The organism is Pseudomonas sp. CFBP 8771 (assembly GCF_014841695.1).
Classification (GTDB): domain Bacteria; phylum Pseudomonadota; class Gammaproteobacteria; order Pseudomonadales; family Pseudomonadaceae; genus Aquipseudomonas; species Aquipseudomonas baltica.
Window position 1 is genome coordinate 545,353 of record NZ_JACYUJ010000001.1, and the last position, 17,035, is coordinate 562,387.

Annotated in this window: 12 protein-coding genes; 10 read left to right on the forward strand and 2 right to left on the reverse strand. The window is 57.8% G+C overall.

Annotated elements, in window-relative coordinates; all coding sequences use genetic code 11:
• The first annotated feature begins 3 nt into the window (after positions 1 to 3).
• The 10 genes from IFT80_RS02535 (at position 4) to IFT80_RS02580 (ending at position 12,822) form a co-directional block, all read left to right on the forward strand.
• The gene (locus IFT80_RS02535) at positions 4 to 3,198 is read left to right on the forward strand and encodes a phage tail tape measure protein (RefSeq protein ID WP_192136675.1); all 3,195 of its coding nucleotides are present in this window, start codon (positions 4 to 6) and stop codon (positions 3,196 to 3,198) included.
• Between the two features lie 18 nt (positions 3,199 to 3,216).
• On the forward strand, positions 3,217 to 3,801 hold the full coding sequence (locus IFT80_RS02540) for a hypothetical protein (protein WP_192136676.1): 585 nt from the start codon (positions 3,217 to 3,219) through the stop codon (positions 3,799 to 3,801).
• The gene (locus IFT80_RS02545) at positions 3,801 to 4,403 is read left to right on the forward strand and encodes a hypothetical protein (protein ID WP_192136677.1); all 603 of its coding nucleotides are present in this window, start codon (positions 3,801 to 3,803) and stop codon (positions 4,401 to 4,403) included. Before IFT80_RS02540 ends, IFT80_RS02545 begins: the two co-directional genes overlap by 1 nt.
• A 4-nt stretch (positions 4,404 to 4,407) precedes the next feature.
• Positions 4,408 to 4,806 carry a DUF6950 family protein gene (locus IFT80_RS02550; RefSeq protein ID WP_192136678.1) on the forward strand — a complete coding sequence of 133 codons (399 nt, stop codon included), beginning with the start codon at positions 4,408 to 4,410 and terminating at the stop codon, positions 4,804 to 4,806.
• Positions 4,803 to 9,947: a phage tail protein gene (locus IFT80_RS02555; RefSeq protein ID WP_192136679.1), complete on the forward strand. Its 5,145-nt coding sequence runs from the start codon at positions 4,803 to 4,805 to the stop codon at positions 9,945 to 9,947. Before IFT80_RS02550 ends, IFT80_RS02555 begins: the two co-directional genes overlap by 4 nt.
• A gap of 7 nt (positions 9,948 to 9,954) precedes the next feature.
• Positions 9,955 to 10,260 (forward strand): hypothetical protein, encoded by a 306-nt coding sequence (locus IFT80_RS02560; RefSeq protein WP_192136680.1) that lies wholly within the window; start codon positions 9,955 to 9,957, stop codon positions 10,258 to 10,260.
• Complete coding sequence (locus IFT80_RS02565; RefSeq protein WP_192136681.1) at positions 10,260 to 11,129, forward strand: hypothetical protein; 870 nt, start codon at positions 10,260 to 10,262, stop codon at positions 11,127 to 11,129. Before IFT80_RS02560 ends, IFT80_RS02565 begins: the two co-directional genes overlap by 1 nt.
• A gap of 43 nt (positions 11,130 to 11,172) precedes the next feature.
• The gene (locus IFT80_RS02570; RefSeq protein ID WP_192136682.1) at positions 11,173 to 11,400 is read left to right on the forward strand and encodes a hypothetical protein; all 228 of its coding nucleotides are present in this window, start codon (positions 11,173 to 11,175) and stop codon (positions 11,398 to 11,400) included.
• 62 nt (positions 11,401 to 11,462) lie between these two features.
• Positions 11,463 to 11,930: a hypothetical protein gene (locus IFT80_RS02575; protein ID WP_192136683.1), complete on the forward strand. Its 468-nt coding sequence runs from the start codon at positions 11,463 to 11,465 to the stop codon at positions 11,928 to 11,930.
• 361 nt (positions 11,931 to 12,291) lie between these two features.
• Positions 12,292 to 12,822, forward strand: coding sequence for a hypothetical protein (locus tag IFT80_RS02580; protein ID WP_192136684.1), 531 nt, complete (start codon positions 12,292 to 12,294; stop codon positions 12,820 to 12,822).
• Positions 12,823 to 13,819: 997 nt separating this feature from the next.
• Here IFT80_RS02580 and IFT80_RS02585 read toward each other — a convergent pair.
• Both IFT80_RS02585 and IFT80_RS02590 read right to left on the reverse strand, forming a co-directional pair.
• Positions 13,820 to 14,272: a hypothetical protein gene (locus tag IFT80_RS02585; protein ID WP_192057241.1), complete on the reverse strand. Its 453-nt coding sequence runs from the start codon at positions 14,270 to 14,272 to the stop codon at positions 13,820 to 13,822.
• Between the two features lie 1,122 nt (positions 14,273 to 15,394).
• Positions 15,395 to 16,984, reverse strand: coding sequence for a histidine kinase famiy protein (locus IFT80_RS02590; protein ID WP_043189005.1), 1,590 nt, complete (start codon positions 16,982 to 16,984; stop codon positions 15,395 to 15,397).
• Between the last annotated feature and the right edge of the window lie 51 nt (positions 16,985 to 17,035).

The window sequence follows — 17,035 nt, forward strand, 5'->3', positions numbered from 1 at the left end:
CGCATGGCTGATTCCGACGTCCAGGGGATGCTCGTACGCATCGAGGCCACCACCGCTCAGTTGCGCCAAGAGCTGGCGCGGGGCGAAACGGCCGTGGCCAAAACGTCCGGCCAAATCGATAACAGCCTGGGTGTGGTCGATAAAGCCTTCGACCGCACCGGTGCCAATGCCAGCGTGCTACAGCGCTCGATCAGCGCGGCATTCACGGGCATGGGCCTGGCCGCAACGGCTGCGATCGCGGGGCTGGTGGCGATCACCACCAAGACGACCGAGTATGCGCAGGAAGTGCGCAACCTCTCCATGTTGTCGAACACATCCACCACTGAGTTCCAGCGGATGGCTGCCGGCGCGCGAACCGTGGGTGTCGAGCAGGAAAAGCTGGCGGATATCTACAAGGACACCACCGACCGCGCCGGCGAGTTCATCTCGCGCGGCGGTGGCGAGATGGCGGATTTCTTTAAGGAGATCGCCCCTCGGGTCGGCGTTACTGCCCAGATGTTCGCCAACCTGTCCGGTCCTCAGGCCCTGCAGCTCTACTACAACTCGCTGGAAAAGGCGGGGCTCAACCAGCAGCAGATGACCACCTACATGGAGGCCATGGCGGATGAGGCTACAGCGCTGATTCCACTGCTCAGGAACAACGGCGCAGGTTTCAAGCAGCTTGGCGATCAAGCGGAGTCGGCCGGCAACATTCTTTCGAGCATCCAGGTGGCTCGGCTGGTTGAGGTCAACCAGTCCATAAAGACGCTGGAGGCATCGTTTGCGGGTGCTTCGCACCAGTTGGTGGCTGGAATGCTGCCTGGTATCGAAAGCGTTACCCAGCGCCTCAACGCGATGTCGAAGAATGGCGTCACCGAAGGCTTGGGCGCTGGCATCGGCTTCCTTGCCGACAACCTGAATATTTTGGTCGCGATTCTCGGCGGCAAGGTGGCGGCGGCCTTCGTCGGCTATCTGTCGAACCTGGCAGCGAGTACTGCGGCCAGCGTGCAGTCGCGTTCCGCGAACATTGCCCAGGCAGCCAGCGCCGTCCAGGTGGCCACCGCCAATCAGATCGCAGCACAGTCGGCTGTCGTGCGGGCTGAGAAAGAAGCGATCGCGGCACGCGGTACTGCGGTTCAGACGCAAATGTCGATCCAGCTGGCCGAGGCCCGCATGGCAGAGCGCTCGGCAACGGCGCAAGTCGCTGCGGCGCAGGCCACCTTGAAGAGCGCTTCCACCGGAGTTCTCTCGTTGCTGGGCGGCCCCGCCGGGATTGCGGCCCTAGCGGTCGGCGCGGGTATCGCGTTTCTGACCATGCGCGACAACACCAATGAGGTTGCCAGTAGCCTGGACGCCCTGAAACGTCCTTTGAAGGAAGTCCGCGAAGAGTTCCGAAAGCTGACTCAGGATCAGCAGGGCGCTGAGTTGGTAAAGGTCGCGCGCGATCAGGAGCGGGCGGTGTCCGCCGCCGATGAAGCCTACGGCGATTTCCTGAAGACGGTACGGCAGAACCTCGGCTCCACGGTCGGGACGCGAGTAGGCGCCGAGTTCGACGCTGCGCGGGCGTCCGGCAAGCAGCTTTCAACGGTAGTCGACGACCTGACGAAGCGTTTCAACATCCCCGAGGAAAACCTAAGGTCGATCCGAGAGAGCGCAGGCGCCTTCAGCACCGCCGACAAGGCTGCAACCAAGCTCACGAAGACGCAGCAAGCGCTGACGAAGGAGATGGCGTCTGGACCTACGAAGCCTGTAGTTGACAATACTGCCGGGGAAAATGCCGCCAACACCTACCTTCAGCAATTGGAGAAGCAGCAACACACGCTGCAGGACAAGACTGCTCTGGAGCAGGCCGATCGGTTCATCATCGAGAACAAGATCAAGTCCGAAAGTGACCTGGCTGCCAAGATTCGCGAGCGAGCGAAGGCGATTGATGCGCTCAAGGCTTCCGACAAGGCTGCGACCAAAGGGGAGTCTGAGGCGGAAAGGGCTCGAAAGGCCGCCAACAGCGCGCTGGAACAGCAGGTCAAGACTGCCCAGACATCGTTCGATGCCTTGAAAAAGACCTTCGACCCGGTAGGCGCCGCGGCTGATGAGCTCAAGAAGAAGACCGAAGAGCTCGACCTGCTGTTCCAAAGCAACAAGATTTCGGTTGATGAATACGCCAAGGGCTTGGGCTGGCTGAAGGATCAGTACGACACCACAGTCGCCTCGGCGACCGGCCTGTCACAGGCCATGCAGTATCAGGCGGACCTGGAAAAGCAGCTGAACAACGCGCGTGCCTCCTACGACGCCATGGCATCGGCCGTGGGCATGGGCGACAAGGACTCGGAGCGTGCTCAAGCGCGCCTCGACCTGGAGCGTCAGACCAACGATAAGATCCTTGCGCTACGCACCGACCTGGCCACGGCTACCACCGAAAAGCAGCGGCAGGACCTGCAGAAACAAATCGATCTGACCGAGGAATACGGCACCCGGCAAGTGCAGGTCATGCAGGAAGGCTGGAAGAAGATCGACCAGGCCCAAAGCGACTGGAGTAATGGCGCGAGCCGCGCGTGGGAAAACTATCGCGACAGCGCTGCAGATGTTGCTGGCCAGACGGAATCCATGTTCTCCAATGCGCTCAGCAGCACCGAAGACGCCATCGTGCAGTTCGTCAAAACTGGCAAGCTGTCGTTCAAAAGTCTGGCCGACTCCGTGGTGGAGGACTTGATCCGTATCCAGGCCAAGCAGGCCCTGGTCGGGCTGGCCAGTTCCGCCTTCAGCTTTCTGTCCGGTGGTAGCGCGGCTTTGGGTCAGGGAACCATGACTGGATTCGGCGGGGGATCTTTCGTCGCGAACGCCAAGGGCGGGGTTTACGACTCGCCCAGTCTTTCGACCTTCTCAAACGGCGTCTACAACACGCCCCAGACATTTGCCTTCGCCAAGGGTGCAGGGATTTTCGCCGAAGCCGGTCCGGAAGCGATCATGCCACTGACGCGTGGTGCGGACGGCTCGTTGGGCGTACGTGCTTTGGGCGGCGGCGATACCGACTCAAGCTCGAAGGCCGCCAGTACCCTGGCGGGCGTGACTCAGCATTTTCACTTCAGTGGCGGCGGTGATGCGGTATCAAGGGCGGAGCTCAAGCAGGCGGCGCAGGAAGGCGCACAGGCCGGCTACCAGATGGTGCTTGGCGACCTCAAAAGAAACGGGGCAGCCCGACAACTGATCAATCGCCGGTGACCGGCTTTAGGAGTACCCATGGCGCTTGAGTGGCCTGAATCGCTGGAGCCAACCGAAACTTCGTGGGGCATGACCTACAACAACCAGGCGTTCACCTCGACGCTCTCCAACGCGCAGCAGATCGTTGGCTACCCCGGCGCCTACTGGATATGCACCCTGACCTTCGGCGTGCTGTTTGAAGAGGATGAGCGGCAGCTGACGGCGTTGATCGGTCGACTGCACGGGATGTTCGGCACGGTAAAGATTCCCGCGCTCACCCGCACCCGCGAGGATGACGTTGGCGCGGCGGTGGTCGTTTCCGGAGTTGCCCAGGCCACTACCATGGTCATCGGCGGCGTTACTCCAAATGTCAGAGTTTTTTCGCTGGGCGACTACCTGACGATTGAAGGCGAGATGTTCGAGGTCGTGCAGGACGCCTCCGCGAATGCCCAGGGTCGGGTAACGGTGATGCTGAACAAGCGTATCCGTCGCGCGCTCCAGGCGGGTACCGCGGTGGAGTACCGCAACCCGTACTCGGAGATGCGCCGCGTCGTGGATACCCACGAGGTGGCCATTCAGCCGATCGTGTCCAACTGCACCCTGCAATTTCGGGAGGCCTTCTGATGGCTACTTCATTTCCATTCAGCCAGAGCGTCATCGACATCCTGGCTACCGGCCGCTTCATGGTGGTCTATGCCTGCCAGTTGGATTTCGTCGACGGCATGGTGTACGCGCACACGGGCACTGGCCAGATTGTCATCGATGGGATTACCTACGATGGCGTCGGCGTGTTCGGGGAGATTGGGCAGTCTCAGGAGAGCGACAATTCAGGATCTCCCATGTCGGTCGACCTGAGGCTGTCGGGCCTGGACGCGTACATCCTGCGCGAGACGAATATTCGCGGGTGTCGGGGCAGGCCTGGCAAGCTCATGTTCGTTGCGTTCGACGGGGCGGGCAACTACGCGGCCGACATCCTGTTCTCCGGCCGCATGGACGCCGCCGCTTTCCAGTTCGGTGGCAATGGGAACGAGGGAAACTCCATCACTGTGCCAGTCATTGACCGGATGGCGGAGTGGAATCGCACGGGCACCGAGCGCTGGACGGATGAAAACCATAGTGCGCGACATGGCGGCGATCGCTTCTTCTACGCGGTTGCGCAAATGGCCGAATGGCCCCTGTACTGGGGCGCTGGCAAGGACGCTCCTGCGTTTACCTACGAAAAGTGACCCTATGCGCAATAGAAATTGGACCACACGTCTGAACGACGTCATCAAGGCCGCCCTGGAGCGGCCTTTTTCATGGGGCGAATTTGACTGCTGCCTGTTCGCTGCCGACTGCGCTGTGGCCGTTTGCGGGATTGATCCTGCTGCGCTTTACCGCGGCAAGTACAGGACCGAGGCGGGCGCCAAGCGCGCGCTGAAGAAGAACCACGGCAGCCTCGAGGCAGCGTGGGATGCCTGCTTTGCCAGGGTGGCACCGGCATTCGTTCAGCGCGGTGACGTCGCCATGTACGACGGGCCTCAGGGTAAGGCAATCGCCGTGTTCTGGGCTGGCGAGTTCTGGGCGGCGACTGACGACGGCGCCGCCCGGGTGGTGTGTGAGCCGACAGCAGTGTGGAGAGTTGAATGAGCAGCGGAATCAAGAAAATTGCCCAGGTAGCCGTAGGCGCTGTCGTGGGCTTTGTTCAAGGTGGTCCGATTGGCGCCGCCATCGGGGCCGGGCTGGCGCTTTATGCTGCTACCCAGCAGGAGGCGCTAACCAACAGTTCGTCCACGCGCGCCAGTGAGCCATCTGCTCAGACGGTGCGGTCATCCAAGGCCCCTATTCGGTTCATCCTTGGACGGGTCAGTACGGGCGGCGTGCTCGTCTGGGCCCAGGAGCAAAGTGGCGCCGAAGGGGCTGGCGAGTGGGTTCACTTGGTCTATGTCCTCAGCGAAGGCCCCGTAAGCAGGCTGGAAGATATTTTTCTGGGGCAGGAGTCGATCAGCAAGTTTGGCGCCGATGCCACTTACGAGCTCGTGGTCAACCCGACCACGGTCAATGCCTTTCTCAAGGCCAACTGCCCGGATTGGAAAGACACTCAGATCGGTAGGGGGCTGTCCTATGTGCGACTCTCGCTGCGTTACAACGGCGAGAAATTCCCCTCCGGTATCCCGGACGTACGATTTTTGGTGCAGGGGCGAGATGACGTCTACGACCCGCGCACTGGCAACACTGGATATACCCAGAACACGGCGCTGCACATCCTCTGGTACCTGCGTACCCGTTGCGGCGTGCCTGACGATGAGATCGTGTTTTCCACCTTCGCCAGCGCTGCCAATCTGTGCGACGAGCTGGTAACCAATGCGGACCGTACCAGTAGCCAGCGCTATACCACCGCATGCGTGATTGCCGCCAATGAGCAGCGCACCCAGGTCATCCAGAAACTGGAAGCGTCGTGCGCAGGCAAGCTTATTCGGGTGGGCGGCCGTTGGATGCTGCAGGCTGGTGCCTACTATGGCCCTTACGACTTCGAAATCACTGAAGACATGGTGATCGGCACTATCAAGGGAGGTACTGAATCCACCAACGATGCGGCGATCAACACAGTGCGCGGCACGTTCATCGACACCACCCAGGCATGGGCCGAAACGGACTATCCCGAGGTGGTGGTCAGCCAGTGGCTGGCCGAAGACGGCAGTGAAGCGGCGGAGACGTTGAGCTATCCCTATGTGACGAACGCCTACCAGCCGCAGCGCCTGGCCAACATCGAGTTGCGCCGGCGGCGCGCGGGCGGTGCGATCAGCATTCCGATGAACTTCGCCGGGTACAACTGCCGTCCCGGCCGCGTGGTGCGCGTGAACCTGCCTTCGCTGAATATCCTCGGCGAGTTCATCGTCACCAACTGGGCAATGGGCGCCAAGGAAGGCTGCACGGTGTCCTTGGCGCAGTATGAGCAGGCAATCTTCGATGACGCCGTGGGCCAGCCCTACAATCCGCTGGGTTTTATCAATCTGCCTTCCGGTGGGCTGGGGGCGCCTACCGGTGTCGCATGGTCGGCTGAGACAGTGGCTGAGGTCATTCAGGGCGTTCTGTCCTGGGCACCACCGGCCGGTATCGTGACGGAATATGTGGTCACTGTCCGGCAGGCCTCCGCGGTAGTGCAGGCTCATACTGTTCCTGCCAGCAGCCTCAACTGTAATATCACCGGGTTGATTTCTGGCAACTACACGATGAGCGTGGCGGCTGTGGGACCCGTGGCCAGGTCAGGCGAAGTATCGATCAATGTTTCAATCAACGGGCCGCCCACACCAGAGGCTTGTGCGGTGCACTCCTCAATCGATTCGATCACGCTGGTTCCAAGCAATGCGCGCAACGGCTTGAATAGCGGGTTCTACGAATTCTTCTACAGCATGAACCCCAAGGCTACCGCTGCGGGCGCGCAGTACCTGGGGCAGGGCCTGAGCTTCACCCACGCAGGGCTGGCTTTTTCCACGATCTATTACTACTTCATCCGCTCGGCGAACGCCTATGGAAAGAGCGACTTTCTGTATGTGCCTGCCACGACATCCAATGATGTCAGTACATACCTCCAGGCTCTCGCAGGTAAGGTAGGGAAATCTGCCTTGGGCAAGGAACTGGCGGCCGACATCGAGCTGATCAGCGGCAACGGCCCGGACTCCGTGAATGAGCGCCTGCAGGAAGCCAAGAGCTTGCTCGCCGAGCAGATCGCCGCTGTCGACACCGAATTGGAAGGCGTGAAGACCGAGCTGCAGGGACAGATTAACGCGATCGCCGATCTTGCCGACTCGATGCCGTACAAGCCCGATCAGACCTACGCCGTGGGGCAGGGCGTACTGGGCGCTGACGGCGTTATCTATCAAGCGGTCAAAGCTGTTCCGGTCAAAAACCCGCCACCGAACACCACGTACTGGCTGAACGTGGGGCAGGCCGTGGCTACCGCGAACGGCCTCGCCGCGCGCGTTCAGACTGTGGAGACGAAGGTAACCTCGGTCGAAGGGGTGAACACCGCCCAGGCGCAGCAGATTACTGGGTTGCGCACCGACGTGGACGGCAAGGCATCGGCGAGCAGCGTGCAGAGCATCGGCAACCGGGTGACCACTGCTGAAAACTCGCTTTCAAGCCAGGGGTCGGCCATCACCGGCCTGAACAACAGCCTGACCACTACGAACACCAACGTCAGCACTGCTCAGACGGCCGCAAACAACGCAGCCGCGCTGGCCGGGAGCAAAGGCAAGGTGATGGTGCAGACGGCGGCGCCGGGGGCAGCAGACCAGTTGGCGCAGAACCTGTGGATCGATATCAGCGGCGGAGCCAATACGCCCAAGCGCTGGAACGGCTCGGCCTGGGCGGCGGTCACTGACAAGGTCGCGACAGATGCGGCGAGCGCTGCTGCCAGTGCGTTGACCCAGGTTCAGACCAAAGCCGATGCCGCCGCTGTGACAGCGTTAAACAACCGGGTCACCGCAACTGAAACCTCGATCACGTCGGTGAGTAACAACGTCACCAGTTTGAGCAACAGCCTGGGAAATGCCGGGGGTGAGAACCTTTCATGGAACCCCGATTTCAACAAGCCTGCTTCCGCTACCAACGACGTGCCCGACGGCTATGACCTGGACGCACCTGCGGCACCAGGAGCTTCCACGGGCATTTTCTCGTTGGTTCCCTCCTGGATGAACAGTGCCGAAAAGGCTCAGCGGATTACCGTTACTGGTCTAAACGTCAGCGCTTTGTATCGTTCGATCAGAAACAGTCGCACTCGGACTGCAAAGATTGCTGAGGGTCAGCCGGTTTGTTCCTCAATTTATGTAAGGGGTACGCCGGGCCTGGGGTTTAGAATGTTTGTCCAGCAAATCAACGCAGCGGGTGGTTTGGTAATAACTACCAACACCATCATGTATTATCTAACTTCGACCCAGCAGAGGATTGCTTTAAATGTTCCGTCTCCGCAGGCTGGGGCGGTATCGTTGGTTGTGTTCTACCGAGTCTATGGGAGCGAGACTGTTTCTGACGGATTTATTGAGATGGCTCGCCCTCAGATTGAGTACGGTTCAGCGCCTACTGGATGGAATAATAACGGTCAGGTAGATGCTGCGGATCTGATCGCAACGTCTAATGCGGTTGCTTCCTTGGGCAGCACAGTATCTCAACAGGGCGCATTGATTACCTCCTCTAGCCAGGATATTACCAACCTTAACAACGTTATCTATCGAACGGGAGATAACAATCCCACACGGGTGTATCAGTCGTTGTTTTCCGATTTGGCTCTGGACAAGTGGGCATTGGACGGTGGCAATCCGATATCTACTGCCAAAGCCTCTTTCAGCAAGGTGGCGGGTAACACCTTAGGAGCTACGTTAACCCTGGATTCGACGCCGAACCTTGAGAGTTGGTGGGGCAGCACTAGCCGCCGCATTCGATTCGATCCAACTCGACTTTATAAGGTGACCGCGAGGATTCAGCAGCTCTCCAAAAATGGGCGAGATCCTGCGATGTATCTGGGGGTTCACGCTTACAGCGAGGATGGCGTTCAGATTAACGTCTCTGGTGCTCCGTCCAAGGTCAGTTCCCACTACATTCTTGCGGCTGCCGCCAAGTTGCAAGAAGGTGTGTGGACTACGTTCACCACGTACGTGAAGGGACACAGTTTGGCGGGGGAAACCGGTGGAGCGGGTGCGGGTACCGTGGCTGACCCGAAACGATTGATCGGTGGTACCGCTTACTTCTCACCGATGGTCCTTACGGGTCATCCTGTGATGGGGGGCGTTGCCGTTCTGGACTTTTTCATCATTGAAGATGCCACGGAACAGAATCAGCTCGATTCAACATCGAGTGCTTTGCAAGCATTGACCTCATCCGTGACCCAGCAAGGAACTACGCTCACTAGCGTATCGGGACGGACCACCAGCCTCGAGAACGCCATAAACAGCACCACAAATGGCCTGGGCACTAAGGCCAGCTCATCTGCTGTAGATATCTTGACCAGCCGTGTAACTGCAGCCGAAGGCGTCAACAAGAGCCAGAGCACCAGTATCACTGATCTGAACAACGGCGTTTCGGCGCTACAAGGCAACCTGACAGCGACGAGCCGCGCGTTGAACTCGCTGTCGTCGGAGGTCACGCAGCAGGGTGACAAGCTGACTGCGCAGGCCAAACAGGTCACCAATCTGAGCGCCTACGTTGGGGACGTGGCGTCGGTGTTGAGCAACGAAACGACCGCGCGCGCCAATAGTGATAAGGCTTTGGGCCAACAGATTGATACTGTCCAGTCCACTTTAGGGGATACCAGAGCTTCCGTTCAGCAGACCGCTACTGCGCTTGCTGGGCTGAATGGCCAAGTGAACGCTCAGTATTCCGTCAAAGTGATGACCACAAGCGGTGGAATGAAGGTCGCTGCAGGCTTCGGCATTGGCCTCGAAAGCGAGGGCGGGGTAACCCAGGGAACGTTTGCTGTCAGTGCCGACAGGTTCGTCGTGCTGCCATCGAATTTGAGCGGTACGTTGACCTCTCCCTTTGCGGTGGAAAATGGTCAGGTGTTTCTTGCCGACGCCTATCTCAAGAAAGCCACAATCCAGCAAGGCATCGTCGGTCAAGGGCTGTATTCGCAAACGTTTACAAACTACGGCGCGCCGGTGATGAACGTGGATTTTGATGCCGGACAGATTCTTATCCAGAACAGGACTACCAGCGGCGCCTATATGTTTATTCGTCAGGATGGAATATTCATGGTGCAGAACGGTGTCGTCATAGTTGAGTTGAGTATGGGGTAGTGAAGTTATGGCTGGATTGATTCTTCGTAACCCAGCAAACGGGCAAGAGATCCTGAACATGACTGGGAATTACAGTCAGGGCCTGGGATCGGTCGTGACGGGTGGCGTGAACGGATCGGCTGCCATTTCTTCGCCCCCGGCCGGCAAGACGTTGTTTTATGTCGTCTTGCCGCTGGTCGACTTGCAAAGGGAAAAGGGTAAACGTCCTGGTGTAACGATTTCGGGAAATACTCTGTCGTGGACCTATTCATATAATACGAATGGCTGGGGCTATTTTTCGGCAAACTGTAGGATTTTCTATGGGTACTACTAATGGCTGGATTGAAAGTCAGGAAGCCTGACGGCACTTTGTTGCTCGATAGCGAAAAAATCACGTATGGCCTGGTAAAAAGTGGGCGCCTGACGCAGGGAGAACGATGGCCAAGGAAGTATCTGCGGTCCATCCAGCTCGATCCGAACAATGGTCAGAATTGGGTGGAGAGTCCTGGCCTCACCGATCAGGTATGGAGCTTCACCGTTCCGAATGCTGTAGCGCCCATGTTGTTCCTTGTCGGAAATGGCACACTTAATGGCTCGACAATATCAGGCAACACAATTACGTATTTCTACTTGAACGCCGACGCCAACACCAAGGTTTATGCGTTCGATCAGATGCGTGATATGGGGTCTGGCCCTCGACTTCGCTGTCGCAGCATGAGCGGAGCCATAACATTCAACTCATACATGGTGCCGTTGAATGTGCTTGCAGCCGTGCAGGCTCCTTCGATTCCAGGCGTTCCACCACCACCATTTGGCTCTGGTATTGATAACGGCACCCGGCTTACGACCTATCTGAACGGTTATAACCAAGAAGTGACGTTCGGAAACAGCCAGACCGTCGCGTCTGTCATTTACTCGAAGATGGACGTTCCTTTGGCTGCTGAGGAGTACGCCGCGCATCTGACCTTTACCCGCGGCGCCACTGTTCAAATGCAAACGCCCAGCGGCGCCAACTTTCAGTTTGGCATGGAGGAAGGCTGCGGCGGATACAACGGCGGAATTCGCTTTATGTTTGGTCCTGCTGGAGGTACGCCGCAGCAAACCTCAAGCGGCAGTTGGACGTTGTTCTATGGCATTCCTACCGACCGCTACCCCACAGCTCTCGTCGTCCGAACATCAAATCTGCCTTTCCCTTTCAATTAAACACCCGGCCGTCATTGAGCGGCCTTTCATCTGGAGATACACCATGCCTTACATCGTCATCAACGGTGCGAACCCGTACGACCCGAACAACCAGGTGGAATACGCCACCGAAGCCGAAGCGGACGCCAAAGCGCGAGAGATTCTGCAGTCGTTCCCCCAATCGTCGATCCGCACTGCACAGTTGCTCAACAGCTACAGCGCTAAGGTAACGATCAGCACCAAGGCCGTACCGGAGCCCTTACCACCGGCTGAATCGCCCACTGCTGAGTAAAAACCAACAGTCCACATGCCCGCCTCGAGCGGGCTTTTTTACGCCTGCAGGAAAGCGAAACCATGAACATCCCGATTGAAACCATCCGGCAGGGCTTGGGCCTTCTGCCCGCGAAGATGGCCGGCTGCCGCGCCATGACCATGATCATTGCCATCGGCCTGCAAGAGTCCGAATTCCTTGCCCGTCGCCAGTACGGCAATGGCCCAGCGCGGGGGTTTTGGCAGTTCGAGCGGGACGGCGGCGTGAAGGGCGTGATGGAGCACCCGACCACCACCTCATACGCGGCGGCTATCTGCCTGCAGCGGGGCGTCCCATTCGAGCGAGCCAAGGTGTGGGCAGCGCTGGAAACCGACGACGTGCTTGGGGTGGTGTTCGCCCGGCTGCTGCTGTGGAGCGATCCCAAACCTCTGCCCGCAGTGACCGAACAAGCGGCGGCCTGGAGCCTGTACGCCCGCACCTGGCGTCCCGGCAAGCCTCACCCGGAGAAGTGGCCCGAATGTCACGCCAATGCGCTCAGGGCGCTGGCCTGACTCCCTGCTCTCCAACTGAAATCGAACAACCATCAAGCGCTGCACTGCGCGGCTTTCTATAGGTGACCACTGTGGCTGCATACACTGTTCAAAACGTCTTCCCTTGGCGTCTTTCCAATTCACCGGTCGTGATAACTACCGTAGTCAAAACGGGCACGGTTATCGTCGAGAAGGCGGTCGGCGAAACGTGGGTTCCTGCCTTCACATTCACAGAAACTGGCTGCCAGGCCCTGTGGCTGGGGCGCGGCCGCTTCCGCGTCACCCCGACTGGGGACTCCATCTATGAGACCGACGAGCTATGACGCTCACAGCAGGCAATGGGATCAGTGCGGGGTCAGGCATCAGAACATCGATTCGGGGAGTGATAGCCAGCGAAGTCGGGCGAAGGCTGCAGTTGATCCCGAACTACAAGTTCGCGGCGGACCTTGCTGGGTGGTCGGCTGATCCCAGCTACGTGCGGAAGACAGAAGCGGGGTTCAACGGCGGCAATCCCTTCGTCGAGTACAACGGGGTCTCTGGTGATTTCAGCAACTTCACCACTTCGAACGACGCCGCCTCAGGTTTGCCTGTCGAGCCGTCCACGACCTACATTGTCAGCGGTACCAGGGCTGCGAGCTTCACCGGGAACTACCCGCAGGTGCAGATCAATACCGGCGCTGATGACGGCGCCGGCCATGCCTTCCCCGGCACCACGCTGAGCTCCATGCGGTTCACTGCGGCTGCGGCCGAAACTCGCTGGTCGCTGCAGTTCACCACCGGTGCCGATACGAAGAGGGTCTGGATCCGATTCCAAGGCCTGGGCGGTGTTGGCCGGTTGAGGCTGATGAAGCTCAACCTGACCAAGGATGCCGCTGTTCAGCCGTACCGCGACTACTTCAACAACGGCAAATGAGGATTCGTGCTGCGATGGTGCTCTCCCCGCGGCTCGAGCTCTGACGCGCACGCGCGGAGGAACCATAGGGAACCTAAAGGGGAGTTATGAACGCACCCGAATAATGTGGTGGGTGAGCGATCAGCACAGCGGTTAAAGCGGATTGGAAGCTATTCGCCGTCGGTATCGACTATATGCTTGAGATGCTTCCAAGGTTGTAGGTGCAGCTCCTGTGCAGAGCAATGCGCCGAATGTTGAAACACTGTGTCACCGAGTTCTTCAGGCTGCCCCGCGCCACATTGCCGGCAATACAGCATGTCTCCTTTCAGCAGCCAAGCATGGTGCCAATTGAGCAAATGGACAGTATTCACGGTGGTGATCCAGGGAATGGGTGCTACATAGGCATCTCAACCTATCAATGGTTCAACTGATGTGACAAAAGCTTGACAGGGCTCTCGGGCTAGCCCTGTCCGTTGCTAAAATGTTGGCGTGCATTCCATCTGCTATCAGTATTCGCTCGTATGCAGATAGTCTAGGATGTCGCGCCGGAAAACCTTGGAGCAGCAACATGCTTGTTTCAGTCCGAACGCTCAGCGCCGAGATATTACCTGCCTGCCTCAGGCAAGGAGACAGCCCCTATGCCTATGAGGTGACCAGCTACGACGGCGCTGTGACATATTTCAGTACTGGAGTAGAAGCCGCAGCCTACGCGACGGCCCTACATAGACAACATTGCGAACTGCTCGGCGTGCAAAACGAACGGGAGTTTTAATGCGCCTTTTTCGCCAACCGAATCTGGTTGGGAACCTCCTACAGGTCATTCCCAGAACTGTTTCCAACGATCCACAGCAGATCGCGCCACGGGAATCTGCTCTGACCGCCCATCAGCTTGCAAGTCGGACTGTGCACGAACGGCTTGCTTGAGTCGCGAAGCTGCTGGTACCCGTCGCAGGTTCTGCAGCGAATGTGAGGGAAGGGGTCATCGTGCACGGACCAGAGCTTTGCCCAGGTGTCGATGTCACTCAGCTTGGGTGTAAGGTTCAGCCATTCCAGCGTATCCATATGCGCCTCCGTTGTCCTGGTCCAAGCATAGTGAGCGCTGGTGCTCTGCGCTAGTGGGCTCGGCTGGTGACCGATCTGGCGCTGCAGACGTTTCGGGGAAGGGATAGGGAATCTCAGCTGCTTGCCGAGCGGCCATCTGCATGCCGCGCATCTTGTTGCCAATGGCCGACAGCTCGACGTGAGCGGCGGAAAGGTCACGCTTATAAGACGCCAGCAGGTGCAGAGCCTGGTCGCGCTCGCGCGCGGTGATGGCGTGAATGTCCACCAGCTTCAGGATGTTCGCTCGCGCCTGGCGCAGATCGGCGGCTACTTGCTCATACTCTGCTTGGACCAGGGCGGCCTGCTGCTTCCATATCTGGGCTTCGGTGGGTATGCCAAGGCATCCGAACTCTTCGTCTTCGATTTCCATATTGCCGCTCGCAAGCACTGTATGCGCGTACAGTATTCGAGGTTGGGCGGATTGCTCAAGGCTCGTTCGATGGATGGTGCAGGGGTGAGGGGTGTTTGGTCGGCAGAACGCCGGAGGAGGGAAATATGCAGCGTGACCAAAACGTGAGTCACGCCAGTTCACAGCGTGAACAAGGTGAGCATTTATGAGACAGCGTGACCGATTGCGGGCGGCGTAAACGCTTGATTTAAAAAGGCTCCCTCAAGGAGCATATGATTTAGGTTCCTGTGCGTCTTGAGTCGGATGGTTGCCCAAGACCCAGGCTGCAAGCCCCGTATTTCCGTTTGCAAAAACACAGAAAAGGTTACTTTTTGGCTTTGTCAGACAGCCGTGATGGTATCCTCTAGATATTCGAGAAGGGCGCGGAAGCATCTCAATATGCAAGCAAACTGCTTAAAGAGGATCGCAGTCGCTAGGGCGTTGAAGAAGACAGGGTAAGTTGAACAGATCTTTTAATTAGATTCCTCATGCTCGTCCCGGCGGTAGTGCTGCAGGGCTTTTTTATTCTATTCTTCTTTTTATCTGATCCATGATCCATGCAAGATCTCGCCATGGGAGATGGCCGTACGGGTCATATTTTTCACATTCCGGACCATGGGTAAAAAGGGTAAGGGCGTCCGATGGCCACTGCGCCCACCCACAATATCTGCACTCGAGATGATCAGCTTGAATGCTCCAACTTAAATTCCATTCCTTCTGATCGTAGTCGCTAGCAACCAACCTCAGACCAAGCCCTGCCATAGTCACCTCCACGAGGACGTGTCAGCATAGCTGTGCTTGCCTACCTATAGCTCAAGGATTGAAAACCGCCTGTCTGCAAATCGGTCGCGCTGTCCATATGTACAGCGCATGAGCCAAGCCATGGACGCCATTCCAACCCGAACACTTCGATATCTCCATTGACGACCTGTTGTGCATGCGCGCATGGCACCTACCTGGATCGCGTGGCCGGTGACAACATTATTCGCGCCGGGATTTTCGATGGTGACCTACTTATCTTCGACAGGGGCGCGGGAGCAAAAAAGGGCAGGTGATCATAGGCGTTACGCCTGTCGGCGGAGTGCGCACACCCCGTCAGAGGGCTCAGGTTATTCCGTTCGGCCCTTCGATGGCCTGTCGGATCTTCTTGGCTAGATCGCTAGGGATGTACGGCTTGGCAATTACCAAAAAATCACCACCTCCGGCATCTGTGCGCTCCAGAGAGTTCTCAGAGTAGCCCGTGGTCAGGAGCACCTTGATATTTGGGTACCGGCGCTTCGCTTCCCTGGCCAACATCACTCCATTCATGCCGCCCGGCATGATGAGATCCGTGAACAATACATCGTAAGCAGCGCTCTCCATACGTTCCAAAGCTTCCTTTCCGCTGTAGGCGATATCGCACTCGTAGCCGTATTCCTCAAGCACAGCTTGCGCAAGATCCGCGACATCCGGACGGTCTTCAACGACTAGTACCCGCTCATGACCTTGATGAACGTGAATTTCCTCGGCCGCTGCTAGCGTGTGGAGCTGACTATCATCTGCCGGAAAATACATACGGATAGTCGTTCCGATACCTTCTTCGGAATAAATCCGAGCCACGCCACCAGACTGTTTTACGAAGCCGTAAACCATCGAAAGCCCCAGGCCTGAGCCTTTGCCCTCTTCCTTGGTAGTGAAGAAGGGGTCCATCACTCTGTTTAGGATGGACTCCGGCATTCCTCGGCCATTATCGGTAATGGCGACGCTGACATACCGACCAGGCACGAGGCCCTCATAAGACGAGTTTTTGCTCAGCGTCACGTTACGGGTTTCAACGGACAACATCCGAGCATCCTGTCCCTCCATAGCGTCTCGAGCATTGATGTAAATGTTGAGCAGCGCCACTTCGGTCTGGGTCGGGTCTAATCTCGAGTTCCAGAGGTCTTTCGCAAGGTCATAGCGGATCTGCGTATCGACCAACGTGCGCTCTGCAGTTTCCTCGAAAGATATGATAAGCGTATTCAGGTTGATAACGCGCCCCTGCAGCTTTTGCTTGCGTGAAAATGCCAATAGCTGCTGGGTGAGGGTAGTGGCTCGCTCCGTGGCATCCCGTGCCTGAGTAGCATTGCGTTTAAGCCGCTGACGGTCGATCTCTGGCTTATCAGCGGAGCGCTGGATCATGTCTAGGTATCCCACCATGACCTGCAGCAAATTATTGAAGTCATGGGCTATTCCACCCGTCAGTTGGCCTAGTGCTTCCATTTTTTGCGATTGACGCAGCCCGTCCTCAGCATCACGACGTCTGCTCACGTCGAGCTGTGATGCGAAGAAATAGATTAGGTCGCCTGACTCGTTGTAAACCGGCGAGATAAACAGCGCATTCCAAAATGAGGTGCCATCTTTCTTGTAATTCACTACCTCGACGGCTATCTCCCGCCTGTCTTCAATCGCTTTTCTCACCTGTCCGATGATCTGTCGGTCCGTTTCAGCACCCTGAAGAAATCGACAGTTACGACCAACAATTTCCTCACGGGAGTAGCCAGTCATGTCTATGAAGGCATTGTTGGCAAAAATGATGGGATTATCAGGCCTCTTTGGATCCGTAATCGTCATCGGCATGCGCGTGGTTTCGACGGCTGCGAAGAAGATATTGTGATCAGATGCGCTTATGTCACCGGTAAAGTTGTCGGTCACGCGGTTGGAATGCTTAGCCATTTACGCTCCTGTTTTGGCGGTAGCTACCTTGAGGGCCTAGCTCTTGGAATC

Excerpts from the sequence above, each read along its gene's own strand:
- IFT80_RS02565 (WP_192136681.1), top strand. The coding sequence starts at position 10,260 with ATGGCTGGATTGAAAGTCAGGAAGCCTGACGGCACTTTGTTGCTCGAT.
- IFT80_RS02590 (WP_043189005.1), bottom strand. The coding sequence starts at position 16,984 with ATGGCTAAGCATTCCAACCGCGTGACCGACAACTTTACCGGTGACATA.
- IFT80_RS02550 (WP_192136678.1), top strand. The coding sequence starts at position 4,408 with ATGCGCAATAGAAATTGGACCACACGTCTGAACGACGTCATCAAGGCC.
- IFT80_RS02540 (WP_192136676.1), top strand. The coding sequence starts at position 3,217 with ATGGCGCTTGAGTGGCCTGAATCGCTGGAGCCAACCGAAACTTCGTGG.
- IFT80_RS02555 (WP_192136679.1), top strand. The coding sequence starts at position 4,803 with ATGAGCAGCGGAATCAAGAAAATTGCCCAGGTAGCCGTAGGCGCTGTC.
- IFT80_RS02560 (WP_192136680.1), top strand. The coding sequence starts at position 9,955 with ATGGCTGGATTGATTCTTCGTAACCCAGCAAACGGGCAAGAGATCCTG.
- IFT80_RS02545 (WP_192136677.1), top strand. The coding sequence starts at position 3,801 with ATGGCTACTTCATTTCCATTCAGCCAGAGCGTCATCGACATCCTGGCT.
- IFT80_RS02585 (WP_192057241.1), bottom strand. The coding sequence starts at position 14,272 with ATGGAAATCGAAGACGAAGAGTTCGGATGCCTTGGCATACCCACCGAA.
- IFT80_RS02575 (WP_192136683.1), top strand. The coding sequence starts at position 11,463 with ATGAACATCCCGATTGAAACCATCCGGCAGGGCTTGGGCCTTCTGCCC.
- IFT80_RS02570 (WP_192136682.1), top strand. The coding sequence starts at position 11,173 with ATGCCTTACATCGTCATCAACGGTGCGAACCCGTACGACCCGAACAAC.
- IFT80_RS02535 (WP_192136675.1), top strand. The coding sequence starts at position 4 with ATGGCTGATTCCGACGTCCAGGGGATGCTCGTACGCATCGAGGCCACC.